Consider the following 20,376-nt stretch of genomic DNA (forward strand, 5'->3'; position numbering starts at 1 on the left):
TAAAATGGAATAAAGGTAATGGCGATAAATTTATTACCTCCTCAGCTTGCAAACCAAATTGCCGCAGGGGAAGTTGTTGAAAGACCAGCCTCTGTCGTTAAAGAGTTACTGGAAAATAGTTTAGACGCAGGCGCGACCTCAATTGATATTGATATCGATAAAGGTGGCGCCAAGCTTATTCGTATTCGTGATAATGGATGTGGTATCAATCGTGATGATTTGAAGTTAGCACTTGCTCGCCATGCAACCAGCAAAATATCAAGTCTTGACGATCTCGAAGCCATAATGAGTATGGGTTTTCGTGGTGAAGCATTAGCGAGTATTAGCTCAGTTTCCCGTTTAACACTGACATCACGTACTCAAGATCAAGAAGAAGCATGGCAAGCTTACGCTGAAGGCAGAGATATGGCGGTGACTGTTAAACCTGCCGCTCATCCTGTCGGAAGTACAGTTGAAGTGCTTGATCTCTTTTATAACACGCCAGCAAGACGTAAATTCTTACGTACTGAAAAAACAGAGTTTGCACATATTGATGAAGTGGTACGCCGCATTGCATTATCGCGTTTTGATATCTCTATAAACCTTACCCATAACGGTAAGCGAGTTCGGCAATACCGTGCAGTGAAGGATGAAAGTCAGCAAAATCGCCGTTTGAGTGCGATTTGTGGTAATAATTTTGTCAATCAATCAATGCATTTATCGTGGGAACATGGTGATTTAGCAATAAAGGGTTGGGTAGAACACCCTTTATCACCAGTGCAAAGTAGTGAAATTCAGTATTGCTATGTGAATGGACGAATGATGCGTGATAGGTTGATTAATCATGCTATTCGTCAAGCTTACGAAGGTTATTTGCAAGGAGAGCAGCAACCTTCTTACATCTTGTACTTAAGTGTTGATCCTCACCAAGTCGATGTAAACGTGCATCCTGCGAAACATGAAGTTCGTTTTCATGAATCTCGTTTGGTTCATGATTTTATTTATCAAGGTGTATTGAGTGTTTTACGACAAGCAACGCAAGAGCCTTTATCACTGACGTCAGATGACGAAGAAGAACACGAAATAGCGTTAAATTTTCCTGAAAACCGTCAAGTTGCAGGCGAAAACGTATTTTCTCAGCCTTATCAAGTACCTGTGGCTCAAACTCCACCAAATACATCATCACACAACGCCAATGAACGAGAGAACAACAATAACCTTCATCAAAAAAAACAGGGCTCTCAATTTGGAGATCATCGTCAATTTGGTGAAAGTTACCAACGGACACAAGGTGCGCTTTATCAAAAAATGATGCAAGAAAGTGTATCCACATCAAAAGATAAAGAAAAAATACCACTATTTCCTGATCGTGCCCCATTGAATTTAGGTGAAATCGTTCATACAACTAATAATATCGAAGAAAATGTTATTTCGGTGATGCCTCGTTCCGTCAATGCGAAAGATGGACAAACTGATTATACTTTTGGGCGAGTATTGGCAATTTATCAGCACAAATATGCGTTAATAGAATCTTCACAAGGTCTTGGGCTGTTATCATTGGAAGAAGCTGATTTTCTGTTAAAATGTGCGCAATTACTGCCTAAAGATGAAATATTGAAGCCACAACCTTTGTTAGTGCCTTTAAAATTGGTATTGAACAAAGAAGAAATTAGTGTATTCAATCAGTTTCAATCGCTAATTAGTCATTTCGGGATCGTTATCGAAATTTCTCACGGTAAAGCAACAATACATGCGGTGTCGTTACCTTTGCGCCAGCAAAATTTACCTGTGTTGCTGACCGAATTATTAGCCTATTTGTCAGCAGAAAAATCTTGTACTGAGCAACAACTTGGACAATGGTTTGCAAAACAATTAGGGGCAGAGCAGGCGCAATGGTCGCAAGCTCAAGCAGTAGGATTATTGGCTGATATTGAAAGACTCTGCCCTCAATATGTCAGACAGCCAGCAAAAAACTTATTACAATTAATTGATTTACAACCGGTGGTAGTGGCATTAAATAATGAGCGATGTGAACACGCAAATAAAACCTAAAGCAATTTCTCTAATGGGACCTACAGCGTCAGGTAAAACAGCATTAGCAATTGCACTGAGACAGAAACTGCCTGTAGATATTATTAGCGTGGATTCAGCTCTTATCTATCGTGGTATGGATATCGGTACAGCGAAGCCGGATGCGAATGAGCAATCGCTTGCTCCACATCGATTAATTGATATTCTAGATCCCGCATTTCCCTATTCAGCTGCAGATTTTCGACGTGATGCACTAAATGCAATGGAAGAAATTACTGCGGCTGGGCGAATTCCACTATTAGTGGGTGGGACTATGCTATATTTTAAAGCGTTACTTGAAGGTCTATCGCCTTTACCCAGTGCCAATTCGGATGTTCGTGCTGAAATAGAAAAAAAAGCAGCAGAACAAGGGTGGGAGGCAATACATAAAGAGTTAGCATTGGTTGATCCCGTAGCAGCACAACGGATCCACCCTAATGATCCTCAACGACTTTCTCGCGCGCTAGAAGTTTACCTGATTTCAGGTAAGACAATGACGGAATTGACAAAAATATCAGGCGAGTCTTTGCCCTATGATGTTTATCAGTTTGCGATTGCTCCGAAAGATAGAAATGTTCTTCACCAACGCATTGAAGCCCGTTTTAAACAGATGTTAACGTGTGGATTTGAAGATGAAGTAAAATCATTATATGAACGGGGCGATCTGCATGAAGATCTACCTTCTGTACGTTGTGTCGGTTATCGCCAGATGTGGTCATATTTATCAGGCGAAATAGATTATGATGAGATGGTTTATCGAGGGATCTGCGCTACCCGGCAATTAGCGAAGCGACAAATCACCTGGTTAAGAGGCTGGAATGACATTCACTGGCTTGATAGTGAAGATCCAAAACAATCTCTTGACACTGTTTTGCAGGTAGTTAGTGCATAGATGGTAGGTTTGTGTAAAATTGATAGTTGCCAAAGTGCAATTTTTGAGTAGTTCATTTTTCGAACCAATTGGGTTCTAATATAAAACAACAAAATAAGGAAAACATAGAATGGCTAAGGGGCAATCTTTGCAAGATCCTTTCCTGAACGCATTACGTCGTGAAAGGGTTCCCGTTTCTATCTATTTGGTAAACGGCATTAAATTGCAGGGTCAGATCGAATCTTTTGACCAATTTGTTATTTTGCTGAAAAACACAGTAAGTCAGATGGTATACAAACATGCTATCTCTACCGTGGTACCTTCGCGTCCTGTTTCTCATCATAGCAACACAGGCACGAACCAAACTGGTACAGGCTACAATGGTGGCGCTGCTCAGCAGGATGATGTTGCAGAATAATAATCTAATATTATTCTAGATATAAGAAAAACATAGGTAGGGAGACTTTACCTATGTTTTTTCCTGTTTTTATAAAGTCCAAGAGGTTTCGCCTTTGTTTGATCGTTATGAAGGTGGCGAATTAGCCGTTTTAGTGCACGTCTTCTTTTCTCAAGAAAAGAACGTTGATGATTTGCAAGAATTTGAATCTTTGGTGACATCTGCGGGTGTTAAACCAGTTCAGATTATTACAGGAAATCGCAAAGCGCCTCATCCTAAATATTATGTGGGTGAAGGTAAGGCAGAAGAAATTGCCGAAGCTGTAAAAGCAAGTGGTGCAGATGTTGTTTTATTTAATCATGCACTAACACCTGCACAAGAACGAAATCTGGAAAGACTTTGTGAATGCCGTGTGGTTGATCGCACGGGAGTTATCCTTGATATTTTTGCTCAAAGAGCAAGAACCCATGAAGGAAAGCTACAGGTAGAACTCGCCCAGTTACGTCACTTATCAACTCGCTTAGTCAGAGGGTGGACTCACCTAGAAAGACAAAAAGGGGGGATTGGGTTACGAGGACCAGGTGAAACTCAGCTAGAAACAGACCGTCGCTTACTCCGAGGTAAAATTAGTCAAATTCTAATGCGATTGGGTAGGGTTGAGCGTCAGCGCGAACAAGGACGGCAAGCGCGGAGTAAAGCTGATATTCCAACATTATCCCTTGTTGGTTACACAAATGCAGGGAAGTCGAGTTTATTTAATCATATTACCTGTTCTGATGTGTATGCAGCAGATCAGCTCTTTGCAACACTAGATCCGACATTAAGACGTATTCAGGTCGATGATGTGGGAACCGTTGTATTAGCTGATACGGTTGGATTTATTCGACATTTACCTCATGATCTTGTTGCTGCTTTTAAAGCCACTTTGCAAGAAACACGAGAAGCTACCCTACTTCTTCATGTGATTGATGCAGCAGATAGTCGTTTTGAGGAAAATATTCATGCAGTTGAAAGTGTATTAGAAGAGATTGATGCTCAAGAAATACCAACACTGCATATTATGAACAAAATTGATCTTCTTGAAGACTTCACCCCAAGAATTGATCGAAATGAAGAAAACTTACCCGTTAGGGTTTGGGTTTCTGCACAAACAGGCGAAGGTATTCCTCTGTTGTATCAGGCGTTGACAGAACGTCTTTCAGGTGAGATCGCACACTTTGAATTACGTTTACCGCCAGAAAATACAGGGCGCTTACGTAGTCGTTTTTATCAATTACAGTCAATAGAACGTGAATGGATTGAAAAAGACGGTAAAGTTGGGCTAATCATACGTATGCCTATGGTAGACTGGCGCCGCCTTTGCAAGCAGGAACCAAATTTATTGGATTACGTGGTCTGATATTCGGCCATAATAATGAACATTAACTGAGAGCTGGCGACGAAATCGGCTCTTAAGCCTGATAAATCTAATCATAATAATGGAGCTAGAACATGGCGTGGAATCAGCCCGGTAACAACGGACAAGACCGCGACCCGTGGGGTAACCGAAACAGCGGCAATAATAATGGCGATGGCAACGGTAACTCCAACGGCAATCAAGGAGGTCGGAATCGTGGAGCATCAGATCTCGATGATATGTTCCGTAAACTGAGTGAAAAGCTTGGTGGTTTCGGCGGTAAAAAAGGTGGAAACTCCTCTTCTGGGCAAAATGGCGGTCCTCGTGGCAATGCTGGAAATCTTTTGATTTCTCTTGCATTAGGTGCGGTTGTCGTGGTTTGGGCTGCAAGTGGTTTTTATACCATCAAAGAGGCAGAACAAGGCGTTGTGACTCGTTTTGGTAAATTTTACCAAATCGTTGAACCTGGTCTGAACTGGAAACCGACTTTTATTGATGAAGTTCAGCCTGTTAACGTAAAAACTATCCGTGATTTAACCACGGGTGGCATGATGTTAACGTCAGATGAAAATATGGTTCAAGTCGAGATAAACGTGCAGTATGTTGTCTCTGATCCAGAAACATTCCTATTTAACCTGACAACACCAATTAACAGCTTAGGTCAGGCAACTGACAGCGCAGTACGTGGCGTTATTGGTCGTTCAGAAATGGAAAAAATTCTGACTTCTAACCGTTCAGAAATTCGTGACCAAACACGTCAAGAATTAGAAGAGACTATCCGCCCTTATAACATGGGTATCTCGATTGTGGACGTCAACTTCCAAGTGGCTCGTCCACCAGAAGCGGTAAAAGCGGCATTCGATGACGTAATTGCTGCTCGTGAAGAAGAACAAAAAACAATTCGTCAAGCTGAAGCTTATAAAAACGAAGTGTTACCGTTAGCAAAAGGTAACGCGCAACGTATGATTGAAGAAGCAACCGCTTATAAAACCAGTGTGGTGATGAAAGCAGAAGGTGAGGTAGCGAGCTTTGCTAAAATCTTACCTGAATATCGTGCTGCTCCTGAAATTACTCGTGAGCGTCTTTACATTGAAACGATGGAACAAGTGTTATCAAAAACACGTAAAGTCATCGCTAATGATAAAGGCAATAGCATGTTAGTGCTGCCTTTAGAGCAAATGTTACGTCAGCAATCTCAATCTGCACCATCAAATACATTTGAGGCACCTGCTCGTATCAACACACCCGCTCCAACTGTAAATCCAGCACCGGCACAAAAACCAGCAACAACGACTTATGGTAATGGTGGATATGGTAGTAATAATGGCGGTTATGGTCAGCCTTATGGCAATAATCAAGGAGGACAATAATCATGCGTAAAGTTATCGCTGTTGTTGCAGTTATTATTTTAGCGTTGTTGTACTCCTCTGTATTTGTCGTTCAACAATATGAGCGTGGTATCATTTTACGCTTTGCGAAAGTTGTGCGTGATGCTGAAAATAAACCTGTTGTTTATGAACCAGGTCTTCATTTTAAAATTCCATTCATTGAGAATGTGAAAAAACTGGATGCGCGTATTCAAACTATGAATATCCAGCAAGACCGTTTCTTATCAGGTGAGAACAAAGACTTATTAGTCGATTCTTATCTAAAATGGCGTATCAGTGATTTCAGTACTTACTATCTGGCAACAGGTGGTGGTAATACAACGCAAGCTGAAACTTTACTACGTCGTAAGTTCAGTGACCGTTTACGTTCTGAGATTGGTCGTATGAGCGTAAACCAAATTATTACGGATTCTCGTGGTCGTTTAACCATTGATGTTCGTAATGCACTGAATGAAGGTACTCCTTCTCGTGATTCAAGCGCTGCTGATGATGCAATTGCGATTGCAGCTAAAAAAGTGGCCGAAGAAACTAAAGGCCAAGCTCCAGCTATCAATATGAACAGTATGGCGGCTTTAGGTATTGAAGTGATTGACGTTCGAATCAAACAAATCAACTTACCTATGGAAGTTTCTGAAGCGATTTACCAGCGTATGCGTGCAGAGCGTGAGGCCGTTGCTCGTCGTCACCGTTCACAAGGTCAAGAGCAAGCGGTGAAAATTCGTGCAGCTGCTGATAAGACTGTAACAGAGACACTGGCTGAGTCTGAGCGTGAATCATTACGTCTTCGCGGTGAAGGTGATGCACAAGCAACTAAACTATTTGCTGATGCATTCAACCAAGATCCAGACTTCTATGCCTTCATTCGTAGCTTACGTGCTTATGAGAAGAGCTTTAACCAAGACGGCAATGACGTCATGGTGTTAAGCCCTGATAGCGACTTCTTACGCTATATGAAAGCACCAACAAAAGCGCGAGCGATTGAAGAGTAATTTCTAAACGTGTTAAACCGTTTGAGTAAATAATAAAATCCTCCACCTTAAAAAGTGGGGGATTTTTTTTGATATCAATAAGATAAAGATAGCAATCAAGCTAAGAAATAAATAATTGTGCATAAAAAGATGAAAATTTACGCTTAATGGTTTCCAAAATGGTTTTAGCTGGGATAGTATAAAGTGAAAATTGCATTTCAAGATAAACCTTCGGCAATTCCGAAGCGTCTTCTTCGCCGTTTTCACTTTTATGTCACTCTGCTTCCTGTTTTTGCGATCAAAACTGTTGATAAAAATTACAATACGTTTGTGATGCGGATTTTTCGGGCAAAAATATTGACAATGGCAAGATAATCTATTGCTTAAAAGCGGGGATGACATAATTAGATAAAATCTACTGTAACTCTTGAATTGAGATGGTAGAATCCTTTTTTAAGCAACCGAGTGTATTTTGAAATGAGTAATAACGTTGTCGTATTGGGCACCCAGTGGGGTGACGAAGGCAAAGGCAAGATAGTCGATTTGCTGACAGAACGCGCTAAATATGTTGTTCGCTACCAAGGTGGCCATAACGCGGGTCACACTCTAGTCATCGACGGTGAAAAAACCGTTCTTCATTTAATCCCATCAGGCATTCTCCGTGAAAATGTTGTTAGCATCATAGCAAACGGTGTCGTTTTATCACCGGAAGCGCTGATGAAGGAAATGACCCAACTTGAAGATCGTGGTATTCCTGTTCGTTCTCGTTTACTTCTGTCTGAAGCTTGCCCATTAATCCTTCCTTATCACATCGCATTAGACAATGCGCGTGAGAAAGCTCGTGGCGAAAAAGCTATCGGTACAACAGGCCGTGGTATCGGTCCTGCTTACGAAGATAAAGTTGCTCGTCGCGGTTTACGTGTTGGCGATCTGTTTGATAAAAAAGCGTTTGCACAAAAGCTCAAAGAAATCATCGAATACCATAACTTCCAACTGGTGAACTACTACAAAGTTGAACCTGTTGATTACCAAAAAACCTTAGACGATATCATGGCAATCGCTGATATTCTGACTGGTATGGTTGTTGATGTTTCTGACTTACTGTACAAAGCAACACAAAACGGTGAGTTAGTGATGTTTGAAGGTGCACAAGGTACTTTATTAGACATCGACCACGGTACTTATCCGTATGTAACCTCTTCAAACACAACCGCTGGTGGTGTGGCAACAGGTTCAGGTCTAGGCCCTCGCTATGTTGGTTATGTATTAGGGATCATCAAAGCTTACTCTACTCGTGTAGGTGCAGGTCCATTCCCAACTGAATTATTTGATGAAGTGGGTGACTTCTTACGTGAGAAAGGCCAAGAATTTGGTGCAACTACAGGCCGTAGTCGTCGTACTGGCTGGCTAGATATCATCGCTATTCGCCGCGCTGTTCAAATCAACTCACTGTCTGGTTTCTGCATGACTAAACTGGATGTGTTAGATGGTCTGAAAGAAGTGAAATTGTGTGTAGGCTATCGCTTACCAAACGGTGAAGTAATTGATACAACACCTTTAGCTGCTGATGATTGGGAAGGTATCGAGCCTATCTATGAATCAATGCCAGGCTGGAACGAAACGACGTTTGGTGTGAAAGATCACGCTCAACTGCCACAAGCAGCGCTGAACTACATCAAGCGCGTAGAAGAGTTAACAGGTGTTCCTGTTGATATCGTTTCTACAGGCCCAGACCGTTCAGAAACCATCATTCTCCGTCATCCATTTGATGCATAATCTGCATTAAATTGGTTTGATGTGAAAATCGTCCCTGAAAATGACAGGGGCGATTTTTTCGTATCTGTTTGTTGGTTAAATTGAGATAAAAATACGTGTTACACATACAAGATAAGACAGCTTTACACTCGGTTTTGCTTCTGTTTTATCGGTAACGCGTAAAAAACAATAAGACAATGTTATTGTTGTAGAGTCAGAAATAGAAAAGCGATCTGTTGAAAATCGACAGTATCGCTTTTTCTTTGCCTGCGATGTCGCTATTATTTTGCTAATAGTCAAGTGAGATATGGAAATAACCCACTTTTGAGCATATCTTTGCTAAATGTCCAAAAATTAAACATAATATTGCTTAATAAAATGATATTCTCATTAATAATTACTTATCCCTTAACGACTTTAATAGGGAAAACCACTTTTCAGAGGTCATTGTGCAATTAACCAGTTTTACAGATTATGGATTGCGGGCATTGATATATATGGCTTCATTGCCAGAAGGCAAGATGACAAGTATCACTGAAGTGACACAAGTCTATGGCGTCTCACGTAACCATATGGTGAAAATTATTAATCAACTTAGCCATTTAGGTTTTGTTGAGGCTATTCGCGGTAAAAATGGAGGGATCCGTTTAGGCAAGCCTGCAACAGATATCATTGTGGGTGAGGTTGTTCGTGCTTTAGAGCCACTTTCATTAGTAAACTGTAGTGCTGAGTTTTGCCACATTACCCCAGCTTGTCGACTAAAACTGGTGTTGAATCAGGCAATCGAGCAGTTTTTGAAAGAGTTAGACCGTCACACACTCGCAGAGCTAGTTGAGAATAATAGCTCCTTATATAAATTGTTATTAGAAGATGTTTGAGTCTACTATTTCATCAAATCTGATAGCTTGGAGGTCATAATGTCAAAAGATCCTTTTCAGGATAGAGAAGCAGAAAAATACGCCTCTCCAATTGCTAGTCGCGAATATATCTTAGAAGAAATGAAAAAACGCACGGCACCAATGAGCCGTGACGATTTAGCACAGGCGTTAAAAATTTCAGGTGAAGAAGACTTAGAAGCGTTACGTCGCCGTTTAAGGGCGATGGAGCGTGATGGTCAATTAGTTTTTACCCGTCGCCAGTGCTATGCATTACCTGAACGTCTTGATTTATGGAAAGGTAAGGTAATCGGTCACCGCGATGGTTATGGTTTTTTACGTGCAGAAGGTCAAAAAGATGACCTTTATCTTTCACAAGATGAAATGAAAAAAACCATGCATGGTGATGTTATCCTTGCCCAACCTTTAGGTATGGATAGAAAAGGTCGTCGTGAAGGTCGTGTTGTTCGTGTTATTGAACCAAGAAATAACCAAATTGTAGGTCGTTATTTTATTGAGTCAGGTATGGGATTTGTTGTACCTGATGATAGTCGTTTAAGCTTTGATATTCTTATCCCTAAAGAGGATATCATGGGCGCGCGTATGGGAAATGTGGTGGTGGTTGAGATCACGACAAGACCAACTCGACGCACGCAAGCAGTAGGTCGTATTGTTGAGATCTTAGGTGAAACCATGGGAACAGGTATTGCGGTAGAAATCGCATTACGTACTCATGAGATCCCGTATACCTGGCCTGCAAAAGTGACAAAAGAAGTTGCTGATTTAAAAGAGGAAGTGCCTGAATCAGCTAAAGAAGGGCGAGTTGATTTACGTGGCTTACCTTTAATTACTATTGACGGTGAAGATGCGCGAGACTTTGATGACGCCGTTTATTGTCAACGTAAAAAAGGTGGTGGTTGGCGTTTATGGGTTGCGATTGCAGATGTTAGTTATTATGTGCGTCCACAAACCGCGTTAGATACAGAAGCACGTAGCCGAGGAAATTCTGTTTATTTCCCTTCTCAAGTAGTGCCAATGTTACCAGAAGTTCTGTCTAATGGCTTGTGCTCATTAAACCCACAAGTTGACCGTTTATGTATGGTCTGTGAGATGACCGTTTCTGAGCAAGGGCGTCTTTCCTCTTACAAATTCTATGAAGCGGTGATGAGTTCTCATGCTCGAATGACCTACACCAAAGTGTGGAAAATCATTCAAGGTGATGAAGAACTGCGTGAGCACTATAAGCCCATCGTTAAAGATATTGAGCATCTGTATGAGCTATACCAAGTATTAGATAAAGCACGCGAACAGCGCGGTGCAATTGGTTTTGAATCAGAAGAAGCGAAGTTTATCTTTAATGCCGAGCGTCGCATTGAGCGTATTGAGCCCGTTGTTCGTAATGATGCACACAAATTGATTGAAGAGTGCATGATCCTTGCTAATATCGCAGCCGCTCGTTTTGTTGAGAAAAACGAAGAACCTGCACTTTACCGTATTCATGATAAACCCAAAGAAGATAGCGTCTTGAATCTACGCTCTGTCTTTAATGAATTAGGTTTAACGCTGCCTGGCGGATTAACACCAGAGCCAGCAGATTATGCACGTGTCATGAAAGAGGTTGAAGACAGACCTGATCGTGAAATGCTACAAACCATGATTTTGCGCTCAATGAAACAGGCAATTTATGATCCTGAAAATCGTGGGCACTTTGGTTTAGCATTAAAATCTTATGCGCACTTTACCTCGCCAATTCGTCGTTACCCTGATTTAGCCTTGCACCGAGCAATTAAATATCAAATTGCCAAACAAGAGGGTCATGGCTCACAACGTTGGACCCCAACGGGTGGCTACCATAGTGATATGGACACCATGTTGCAATTAGGCGAGCACTGTTCTTTAACTGAGCGCCGTGCTGATGAAGCAACACGAGATGTTGCTGATTGGCTAAAATGTGACTTTATGCTGGATCAAATTGGTCAACAATTTACCGGTATTATCACCAGCGTAACGGGCTTTGGTTTCTTTGTTCGTTTAAATGATCTGTTTATTGATGGTCTGGTGCATGTTTCTACATTAAATAATGATTATTATCAGTATGATAATGTAGGGCAACGCTTAATTGGTGAGTCTTCAGGACAAGTCTATCGCCTTGGTGATGAAGTTGAAGTGAAAGTTGAAGCAGTGAGTATGGATGAACGCACTATCGACTTCTCTTTAATTTCAACAACACGCACCGCGCGTAATCCGGGTAAAACAGCCCGTGTTCGTGGTTTAAAAGGTGAAAAAGACAAGAAAAACGCAAGTTCTAGTAAGTCTCGCCGTCGTGATGTAAGCAAAGATAAAAACTTTGAGCCAGATAGTGCCTTCAAAAAAGGTAAATCATCATCAGGTCGAGGTAATGCGAGCAAAGACAAAGCCGTAAAAGACCAAGTTGCGAAAGATAAAGCAAGTAGCAAACGTAAGAAAGCATCATCACAAACCAAAAAGATAGAGGCAAAACTTAAAGCTAAACGCGCAGCCAAACGCGATAACGCATAACGTTTTATTCTTCTGATCCTTTTTAAAAGGCGGAGACTCCGCCTTTTATCTGTTTTGTGCCTTTTATTTTTTAATGAGTAAGCACCGCTATGAGCGAAGAAATTATTTATGGTATTCACGCAGTAACCGCATTACTTGAGCGTGATCCTGCACGTTTTAAAGAAGTTTATGTATTAAAAGGGCGTGAAGATCGCCGTTTAACACCGGTTATTCATGAATTAGAAGCACAAGGCATTCTGGTTCAAGTCGCTAATCGTCAATGGTTAGATAGCCAAACAGAAGGTGCTGTTCACCAAGGTATTATTGCTAAAGTAAAACCAGGTCGTCAGTATCAAGAACAAGATTTACCTGACTTATTAGCTAAAGTTGGGACGCCTTTCTTATTAGTGTTAGATGGTGTCACAGATCCTCATAATTTAGGGGCATGTTTACGTAGCGCTGACGCGGCGGGTGTGCATGCTGTTATCGTTCCTAAAGATCGCTCTGCACAATTAAATGCAACAGCCAAAAAAGTGGCTTGTGGTGCGGCGGAAAGTGTGCCGTTGATCCGAGTAACAAATCTGGCACGCACTTTGCGCTTATTGCAAGAAGAGAACATTTGGATTGTTGGCACAGCAGGTGAAGCAGATCACACTTTATATCAAAGCAAACTTACAGGCCCAATGGCATTAGTAATGGGCGCTGAAGGTGAAGGTATGCGTCGCTTAACGCGAGAGCATTGTGATGAGCTGATTAGTATCCCAATGGCGGGTACGGTATCATCACTTAACGTTTCTGTGGCAACCGGCGTTTGCTTATTTGAAGCGATGCGCCAGCGTATTATGGTGAAATAATCGCTTAGTTTATTTTATTATCTATACTCCCTTGAGTTTTATTGGTCGCGGGGGTATAGTTACGCGTCAATTTTTTCAGTCACAACTTAAACAAGTTCCTTGCCTCCATGGGTGGTGACTGACCCTGACAGGAGGCTGATAAATCCGTAAGGAGCAATATCAAATGCGTCATTACGAAATCGTTTTTATGGTTCATCCTGACCAGAGCGAACAAGTTCCGGGCATGATCGAGCGTTATAAAACCGCTATCACTAATGCAAATGGTCAGATCCACCGTCTAGAAGACTGGGGTCGTCGTCAATTAGCTTATCCAATCAACAAACTGCACAAAGCACACTACGTTCTGATGAACGTTGAAGCTCCGCAGGAAGTGATTGATGAACTGGAAACTACTTTCCGTTTCAACGATGCCGTTCTCCGCAACATGATTATGCGTACTAAACACGCAGTAACTGAAGCTTCTCCAATGGTTAAAGCAAAAGACGAACGCCGTCGTGATATCGCTGATGACCTAGGTGATGAAGATGAAGTTGATGATGTAGCAGAGGATTCTGAAGAGTAATTAGTGCTGTGACGGCTAATAATCATTTGGTGCTAACTGGCACAGTGTGCAAAGCATTAATTCGAAAAGTTAGCCCCGCTGGGATCCCGCACTGTCAATTTGTTATTGAACATCGTTCAATACAAGAAGAGGCGGGATTAAAAAGACAATCATGGTGCCGAATGCCCATTATTGCTAGCGGGAAAGCGTTACAAGCAGTTACTCACAGTATAACGGTCGGCAGCCAAATCACCGTTTCTGGATTCATTAGTAGCCATCAGGCGCGAAATGGATTGTTTAAATTGGTGCTTCATGCCGAGCAGATTGAATTGATAGATTCTGGAGACTAGCCATATGGCACGTTATTTCCGTCGTCGTAAGTTCTGCCGTTTCACAGCAGAAGGCGTACAAGAGATCGATTATAAAGATATCGCTACGCTGAAAAACTATATCACTGAAAGTGGTAAAATTGTACCAAGTCGTATCACCGGTACTCGTGCAAAATACCAGCGTCAGCTGGCTCGTGCTATCAAGCGCGCACGCTACCTGTCTTTATTACCTTATACTGATCGTCATCAGTAATAGGTATATAGTCCATTAATGACTTGTAGAGGATAAGGTAATGCAAATTATTCTGCTTGATAAAGTAGCGAATCTGGGTAGCCTGGGTGATCAGGTTAACGTAAAATCGGGCTATGCTCGTAACTATTTAATCCCACAGGGTAAAGCTGTTTCTGCGACTAAGAAAAACATCGAGTTTTTCGAAGCGCGTCGTGCTGAGTTAGAAGCTAAATTAGCTGAAACTTTAGCAGCAGCTGAAGCTCGTGCAGCGAAGATCAATGCACTGGGTTCTGTCACTATCAGCTCTAAAGCGGGTGACGAAGGTAAACTGTTTGGTTCAATCGGTACTCGTGACATCGCTGATGCAGTAACTGCTGCTGGCGTTGAAATGTGTAAGAGCGAAGTTCGCCTGCCAAATGGCGTTCTGCGTACTACTGGTGACCACGAAGTTCACTTCCAAGTTCACAGTGACGTATTCGCTGAACTGAATGTTATCATCGTTGCTGAATAATCTCTGATTAAACAGTTAATGTTGATAAAGAAAAACGCCAGCTTAGCTGGCGTTTTTTTTGGATAAATTAAATCTCTTCTTACTATGGTGTACGGTAATAACTTCCATCACTCAAACGAGTGTAAGTGATAACAGTACCGGCGCTATTTGTCACTTCTAGCATACTGACATCACCTTGTGGATTACGCTGTAAACGAATAGCTTGCCCTGTGCGTAATTGGCTTAATGATTTCTGTTGGTCTTCTGATTTCGCCATAGAGAATGCATCATTGACAGGAAGTTGATTGTCTCTAAACAGTTGCGCTAAGGTTTGCCCCTCTTTAATGGTATAAGTTTGCCATGTTTGCGCTGGTGTTGATTGAGTGTCTTGTTGTGGTGTTGTTTGAGCAACATTTTCCTCTGGATCATTTGCCGTTGGAGCCTCTATTGATGGAGAAACAGCGGGATCGGCATTTAAGCTATCTTGCGCTTGAGAGGTCGAGGTTTGATAAATCGGATCATTTGTTGATACTGATGGTGAAATAGGCACAGGAAGGTCATGTGTCGATGATGACGGTTGAGGTGGTTCACCATTATTTTCACTGGTTGGCCAAAAAAATATGACCAATAAAACAATAGCAATAACCAGTATTGCCCGACGATGTAAGCCAGGGAATTTGCCCATATTCACCTCATTATTGATCTGTGAATCAGTATTATGAATTGCTGTAACATCTTTTTTATTCCTTGTAGCCATACTAGCACGAACCATGATCCTAACCTGCTCCCTGAATTCTTTTCAGAATTATCTATTCGCTCTAACCGTTAATGTTCTTTATTTCCTTGATGGTTAACTAAAAATAGTTTCATGCGTTGATACACATTTTTATCAGTTTCTATGGTTAAAGCCTGCGCTAATTCACCATAAAGATCATGAGGCAATAATGTGTCAGACCATGTTGAAAGAACATTCAGCGCCATATTTCTATCACGCAATGTCGGACTACGTAATTGCCTTTTGATAAGTGACCAGCCGATACCGGGAAAACCACCAAGATCTTGCATAATATATTCAACGGCATGATGGGGCTGATATTCAGAGTGGGTAGTTATTAATGGATCATCTGTGCTATCTAATGCTGTTAATTCAATTTGTTGTTCTGCAAGTTTAACTACTCTTTCTATTTTGTGAGAGGCATCCGTTTGCATTAATTGGTGCCACCAATCTGCATTGGGATTATCTTTTTGTAGTGAGAAGAGTAACTCCCAAATATCAAGGCGAAGAGATTTAGCAACAAGACTTGCTTGGTAATTTTTTGAGCGAGAAGGGCTTTGTAATGCTTCAATAATAAGTGTTGACCATTCTGGTTTTTGAATAATATTTTGCGAAGCAGAAATAATTTGTTGTTGGCAATGATCGTTCCAGCCGAGAGACTCAAGCAATAACCAATCTTCACCACTGTTTTGCACAAAGTCAGCAATTTCACAGACACAATAAAGGAGCTTTAATTCTTTTGGAGGTAAAGTATCAACTTGTGAAATAAAAGCGTTGCATGCTTGGGTGCCCTCTACATAATCATAAATATCTTTTGCGGGACCGCCATTAAGCAGTGCACGTAAAAGATCGCTACAACCAAGCAATAGCTCATTATCTAAAGGATGCGTATTCAGCATCTCTAATAGTGTCCCTTTTGTGACACAGTCATAGGCGACATACTCTGTCATTACATTATTTCTATACCCTTCAGTCAGTAGCCAATAGCGATTATTAACAGACAGTGTTGAAGGCAAATGCTCGATAAACTGGATGCGTCCCCAGCCTTTGGTTCGTTGACCTAGGGAGTGTAAAAAAGGCTCAAACTCTTCACAAGAAAGGCGCTGTTTTAGCGAACGAATAGCATAAAGGGTAAATTCAGGATGCAGGGCAAACAATAAGAGTAAACGCTGAGAAGTACTATCATTAAACGATCCTAATAGCCCTAAAGCTATTTTGATAGGATTCTTATCAGGACTTAACTTTAAGATCCACAAGATCAATTGAAAATAGGTCTCATGATTAATCAGTGCTTCATCTTGTTCTATTTTATCTATCAAATGCGAAAGATAGGTAATAGGAGCGAGTTTATCTTGGCAGGCAAGTGAATAAAAAGAAGTGGCATGTTCTTTATCAGGTAAAAGAACGACATGCTTTATTGCATGGTAGAGGGATAGCGCAAATTCTTCACATGTTTTTTGAGAAGGCTGTTGTTCAATTGCTCGACCTATTCGTTGGTGCAAAATAATACCTTCACGAGCTCCTGCCGACCAACTAAAAGGTATTGAATCATCATCAGGTTTTGTTTTTAAGTGAACGTCTGATAATAGATTTAATTCATCAGGTAAAGGTGTATCACCTATTTCATAAGGTGCTAACAGCGAAAGAATTGAAGGAACAGAAGAAGGACAAACGTTAGGAAAGTCTATTGTGAGGTCGATAGACAGAGGTGACTTACTGAAAAGCTTATCGCGCCAATTAGTCATAATAAATCCTATTTGTTTTGCCGTCTTAGTATAACTTTAGCGGAAAATAGGAAAGCTGGACAAAAAAAGCCAGAAAATCCACTTATATCACTTAAAAGAGACTTATCCCAAACACAATTCCTCTCTTGAGATAGAAAAACAAATCAAAAAAAACTGGTCAATAAAATTAAAAAGCGTTACATTAACGCAATTCTAAATTGTTACATTATAACATTACAAATAAAGCGAGGTTTGTTATGAAACTAGGTATTCATCCTCAATATCGAACAGTGATTTTCCATGACACAAGTGCAGATGCTTATTTTAAAGTGGGTTCAACCATCCAAACGGAAAAAAAGATAGAGTATGAAGGGCAAACATACCCTTATGTGACATTAGATGTCTCCTCTCAATCACACCCATTTTATACCGGTAAGCAAAAGACACATTCTCAAGAAGGTAATGTGGCACGCTTTAATAAACGTTTTGGTCAATTTATTAAGTAAGGAAGAGACAATGCAGGTATTAAGTTCATTGAAAAGTGCAAAACAACGCCATCCAGATTGTAAAGTGGTGCGTCGCCGTGGTCGCCTTTACGTGATTTGTAAGTCAAACCCACGTTTTAAAGCTGTTCAGGGGTAAGATTATGCAAAAGCCAGTTCTTTCTTGTATTTTTATTATGGGACTATTGGGTAGTGCAATGTCTGTTTTAGCACATGGCCACCATCATGAAAAAGTACAAACACAAGCTCAACGAGATGCCGCTAATGGGATTTTTGAGGACAAGGATGTTCTTGATCGCCAACTCAGTGATTGGGATGGTGTATGGCAATCTGTAGAGCCTTATCTTCTTAGTGGCGAGTTAGATGAGGTTTTACAAAAGAAAGCGGAAGCAAAAAAAGATAAAACAGTCGAAGAGTACCGAACTTACTATACACAAGGTTATAAAACTGATGTGGATATGATTGGTATTGAAAATAATATCATCGAGTTCCATCGTGGAGAGAAAGTCGATAGCTGTGAATATCATTATGATGGTTATCGTATTCTACATTATGAGTCTGGTAAAAAAGGGGTACGCTATCTTTTCCGCTGCGATGATGCCAAAAGCCAAGCACCTAAGTTTATTCAATTTAGCGACCACATTATTGCACCAGAGAAAGCAGGGCACTTCCATTTATATATGGGCAATACATCGCAAGATGAGTTACTTAAAGAATTAAGTAATTGGCCAACATATTATCCTTATTCAATGAAAGCAGATGATATTGTTCACGAAATGCTTTATCACTGATTTAAGTAACATAAAGAGAAAATAAAATAATAAAAATCTTTAGCAAAGGAATGCTAAGGATTTTTCATAAAAAGTTAGCTTAAAGAATAAAGGAATATTAGTTATATATCTCCTTTGAGATAACATATTAAATATTTCCTTTCCCTTTTAATAAAAAAGTCACAAAAAAGCAGTAGCATCCATGCTGACTTACTTTTATAAGTTGGGTTAAAGGTTATTTATAACCCTTGGCAGAGATATTTCATCTCCATATAGTCTTCAATGCCGTGTTCAGAGCCCTCACGACCTAAACCTGATTGTTTAATACCACCAAATGGTGCAACTTCATTGGAAATTAAACCGGTGTTAATACCCACCATGCCGTATTCTAAATTTTCCGCAACACGCCAAATACGTTGTGAGTTCTCACTATAAAAATAAGCGGCTAAACCATAAATGGTGTTATTTGCTAAATGCACCACTTCATCTTCATTTTCAAAAATAACTAAAGGTGCAACAGGGCCAAATATTTCTTCTTCAAGGATATGGCTATCAGCGGGAACATTGCCAACAACAGTAGGCTGGAAAAAATTTTCACCTGCTTGATCACTTTCTCCACCACAAAGCAGTGTTGCACCGCGTTTTAGTGTGTCATCAAGCAATGATTGTGATTTCTCAACCGCTTTACGGTTAATAAGAGGCCCAATAGTGACACCTTCTTCAAAACCATTTCCCACTTTGAGCTTTTTAACGGCAGCAACAAAGCGTTCGCTAAATTGTTGATAAATATCTTTATGAATATAAAAACGGTTAGCGCAAACACAGGTTTGTCCTGCATTACGGAATTTAGCTCCCATTGCACCTTCAACCGCTTTATCAATATCGGCATCGTTAAACACGATAAATGGTGCATTGCCACCTAATTCTAAAGAGACTTTTTTTACGCTATCTGAACACTGACGCATTAATAAACGTCCAACACCCGTAGAGCCTGTGAAACTTAATTTGCGAACACGGTTGTCAGAGGTAAAGACTTCGCCAATTTTAATGGCATCTCCGGTTACAATATTAATAACACCAGCGGGAATACCGGCTTGAGCCGCTAATTCTGCTAAAGCCAATGCGGTATAAGGTGTTTCATTGGCAGGTTTAATCACCATAGTACAACCTGCCGCTAATGCAGGAGCGGCTTTACGGGTGATCATAGCAGCCGGGAAGTTCCAAGGTGTAATCGCAGCGCAAACACCGATACCTTGTTTGATCACCATCAAGCGTTTATCTGCAGAAGGTGAGGGAATAATTTCACCGTTGGTTCTCTTACCTTGTTCTGCAAACCACTCAATAAAAGAGGCTGCATAAGCAATTTCACCTTCAGCTTCAGCAACCGGTTTTCCTTGCTCAAATGTCATTAATTCAGCAAGTTTTCTTTTATTTTCAGTGATTAATCTAAACCAATTTTGCAATAATGCTCCGCGCTGATGTGCTGTGAGTGCTCGCCATTTTGGTAAGGCTTTTTGTGCAGCATCAACAGCCATTATTGCTTCTTGTGTTGCCATATTGGGTACAGTACCAAGTAAAATACCCGTGGCAGGATCGACAACATCAACAGTTTCGTTATTTTTAGCATTACACCAAAGACCATCAATATAGCCTTGTTCGCGGAAATAGGGATTCGTCGTTATCTTCACTTAATACCTCTCTGAACACATATATATTGATATTTATAAGGCTAGGCAGTTTTGTGCCTGTTTATAATTATATGCCTGTGTTGCGATGTTGTGAAAATAAGTATGACAAATGCCAATAAAAAAGCGTCAAAAAGACGATCAATAAGGTCAATTGCTTATGTTTTTAATGAATAATTCCCATTACTCAAGACTGAAGGTTTACGCTGTACCTTACCACTGTTATTCTTGGATCTAACTTTCATAAAAAACAGGTA

Annotated in this window: 21 protein-coding genes; 18 read left to right on the forward strand and 3 right to left on the reverse strand. The window is 40.7% G+C overall.

Annotated features, from left to right (window positions below):
* The first annotated feature begins 18 nt into the window (after positions 1 to 18).
* The 15 genes from mutL (at position 19) to rplI (ending at position 14,683) form a co-directional block, all read left to right on the forward strand.
* Complete coding sequence (gene mutL, locus GTH25_RS01175; protein ID WP_099660285.1) at positions 19 to 2,031, forward strand: DNA mismatch repair endonuclease MutL; 2,013 nt, start codon at positions 19 to 21, stop codon at positions 2,029 to 2,031.
* Positions 2,000 to 2,941, forward strand: a complete 942-nt coding sequence (miaA, locus tag GTH25_RS01180) for a tRNA (adenosine(37)-N6)-dimethylallyltransferase MiaA (RefSeq protein WP_164530275.1) — start codon at positions 2,000 to 2,002, stop codon at positions 2,939 to 2,941. The genes mutL and miaA overlap by 32 nt, the downstream gene beginning before the upstream one ends.
* Positions 2,942 to 3,050: 109 nt before the next feature.
* Positions 3,051 to 3,338 (forward strand): RNA chaperone Hfq, encoded by a 288-nt coding sequence (gene hfq, locus GTH25_RS01185; protein WP_075672788.1) that lies wholly within the window; start codon positions 3,051 to 3,053, stop codon positions 3,336 to 3,338.
* A 94-nt stretch (positions 3,339 to 3,432) separates the two neighbouring features.
* Positions 3,433 to 4,716 carry a ribosome rescue GTPase HflX gene (gene hflX / locus GTH25_RS01190; RefSeq protein ID WP_075672789.1) on the forward strand — a complete coding sequence of 428 codons (1,284 nt, stop codon included), beginning with the start codon at positions 3,433 to 3,435 and terminating at the stop codon, positions 4,714 to 4,716.
* 92 nt (positions 4,717 to 4,808) lie between these two features.
* A complete protein-coding gene (gene hflK / locus GTH25_RS01195) occupies positions 4,809 to 6,083 on the forward strand; it encodes an FtsH protease activity modulator HflK (protein ID WP_099660283.1) in 1,275 nt (424 codons plus the stop codon).
* A gap of 2 nt (positions 6,084 to 6,085) precedes the next feature.
* Positions 6,086 to 7,090: a protease modulator HflC gene (hflC, locus tag GTH25_RS01200; RefSeq protein ID WP_075672791.1), complete on the forward strand. Its 1,005-nt coding sequence runs from the start codon at positions 6,086 to 6,088 to the stop codon at positions 7,088 to 7,090.
* A gap of 183 nt (positions 7,091 to 7,273) precedes the next feature.
* On the forward strand, positions 7,274 to 7,444 hold the full coding sequence (locus GTH25_RS01205; RefSeq protein WP_164530276.1) for a hypothetical protein: 171 nt from the start codon (positions 7,274 to 7,276) through the stop codon (positions 7,442 to 7,444).
* 102 nt (positions 7,445 to 7,546) lie between these two features.
* The gene (locus GTH25_RS01210) at positions 7,547 to 8,845 is read left to right on the forward strand and encodes an adenylosuccinate synthase (RefSeq protein WP_072069601.1); all 1,299 of its coding nucleotides are present in this window, start codon (positions 7,547 to 7,549) and stop codon (positions 8,843 to 8,845) included.
* A 428-nt stretch (positions 8,846 to 9,273) separates the two neighbouring features.
* Complete coding sequence (gene nsrR / locus GTH25_RS01215) at positions 9,274 to 9,702, forward strand: nitric oxide-sensing transcriptional repressor NsrR (RefSeq protein WP_036914714.1); 429 nt, start codon at positions 9,274 to 9,276, stop codon at positions 9,700 to 9,702.
* 39 nt (positions 9,703 to 9,741) lie between these two features.
* Entirely contained in the window at positions 9,742 to 12,237 is a 2,496-nt protein-coding gene (rnr, locus tag GTH25_RS01220; RefSeq protein ID WP_075672792.1) for a ribonuclease R, read from the forward strand.
* Positions 12,238 to 12,338: 101 nt separating this feature from the next.
* Entirely contained in the window at positions 12,339 to 13,070 is a 732-nt protein-coding gene (gene rlmB / locus GTH25_RS01225; RefSeq protein ID WP_164530220.1) for a 23S rRNA (guanosine(2251)-2'-O)-methyltransferase RlmB, read from the forward strand.
* Positions 13,071 to 13,233: 163 nt separating this feature from the next.
* The gene (gene rpsF / locus GTH25_RS01230; RefSeq protein ID WP_075672794.1) at positions 13,234 to 13,632 is read left to right on the forward strand and encodes a 30S ribosomal protein S6; all 399 of its coding nucleotides are present in this window, start codon (positions 13,234 to 13,236) and stop codon (positions 13,630 to 13,632) included.
* An 8-nt stretch (positions 13,633 to 13,640) separates the two neighbouring features.
* A complete protein-coding gene (gene priB, locus GTH25_RS01235) occupies positions 13,641 to 13,961 on the forward strand; it encodes a primosomal replication protein N (RefSeq protein WP_006535746.1) in 321 nt (106 codons plus the stop codon).
* A 4-nt stretch (positions 13,962 to 13,965) separates the two neighbouring features.
* On the forward strand, positions 13,966 to 14,193 hold the full coding sequence (gene rpsR / locus GTH25_RS01240) for a 30S ribosomal protein S18 (protein WP_000135199.1): 228 nt from the start codon (positions 13,966 to 13,968) through the stop codon (positions 14,191 to 14,193).
* A gap of 40 nt (positions 14,194 to 14,233) precedes the next feature.
* Positions 14,234 to 14,683: a 50S ribosomal protein L9 gene (rplI, locus tag GTH25_RS01245; RefSeq protein WP_023583606.1), complete on the forward strand. Its 450-nt coding sequence runs from the start codon at positions 14,234 to 14,236 to the stop codon at positions 14,681 to 14,683.
* 82 nt (positions 14,684 to 14,765) lie between these two features.
* On the opposite strand, the gene GTH25_RS01250 is transcribed toward rplI, so the two are convergent.
* Positions 14,766 to 15,434 (reverse strand): LysM-like peptidoglycan-binding domain-containing protein, encoded by a 669-nt coding sequence (locus GTH25_RS01250; protein ID WP_075672795.1) that lies wholly within the window; start codon positions 15,432 to 15,434, stop codon positions 14,766 to 14,768.
* Positions 15,435 to 15,487: 53 nt separating this feature from the next.
* Complete coding sequence (locus tag GTH25_RS01255; protein ID WP_164530277.1) at positions 15,488 to 17,182, reverse strand: hypothetical protein; 1,695 nt, start codon at positions 17,180 to 17,182, stop codon at positions 15,488 to 15,490.
* Between the two features lie 236 nt (positions 17,183 to 17,418).
* On the opposite strand from GTH25_RS01255, the gene GTH25_RS01260 reads away from it, so the two are divergent.
* The 3 genes from GTH25_RS01260 to zinT are packed head-to-tail and all read left to right on the forward strand — an operon-like array spanning position 17,419 to position 18,455.
* On the forward strand, positions 17,419 to 17,667 hold the full coding sequence (locus GTH25_RS01260) for a type B 50S ribosomal protein L31 (protein ID WP_075672797.1): 249 nt from the start codon (positions 17,419 to 17,421) through the stop codon (positions 17,665 to 17,667).
* Between the two features lie 10 nt (positions 17,668 to 17,677).
* A complete protein-coding gene (gene ykgO / locus GTH25_RS01265; RefSeq protein ID WP_006535739.1) occupies positions 17,678 to 17,803 on the forward strand; it encodes a type B 50S ribosomal protein L36 in 126 nt (41 codons plus the stop codon).
* A gap of 4 nt (positions 17,804 to 17,807) precedes the next feature.
* Complete coding sequence (gene zinT / locus GTH25_RS01270; protein WP_075672798.1) at positions 17,808 to 18,455, forward strand: metal-binding protein ZinT; 648 nt, start codon at positions 17,808 to 17,810, stop codon at positions 18,453 to 18,455.
* 218 nt (positions 18,456 to 18,673) lie between these two features.
* On the opposite strand, the gene GTH25_RS01275 is transcribed toward zinT, so the two are convergent.
* Complete coding sequence (locus GTH25_RS01275) at positions 18,674 to 20,122, reverse strand: NAD-dependent succinate-semialdehyde dehydrogenase (protein ID WP_075672799.1); 1,449 nt, start codon at positions 20,120 to 20,122, stop codon at positions 18,674 to 18,676.
* Between the last annotated feature and the right edge of the window lie 254 nt (positions 20,123 to 20,376).

Source organism: Proteus terrae subsp. cibarius (assembly GCF_011045835.1).
GTDB classification, from domain to species: domain Bacteria; phylum Pseudomonadota; class Gammaproteobacteria; order Enterobacterales; family Enterobacteriaceae; genus Proteus; species Proteus cibarius.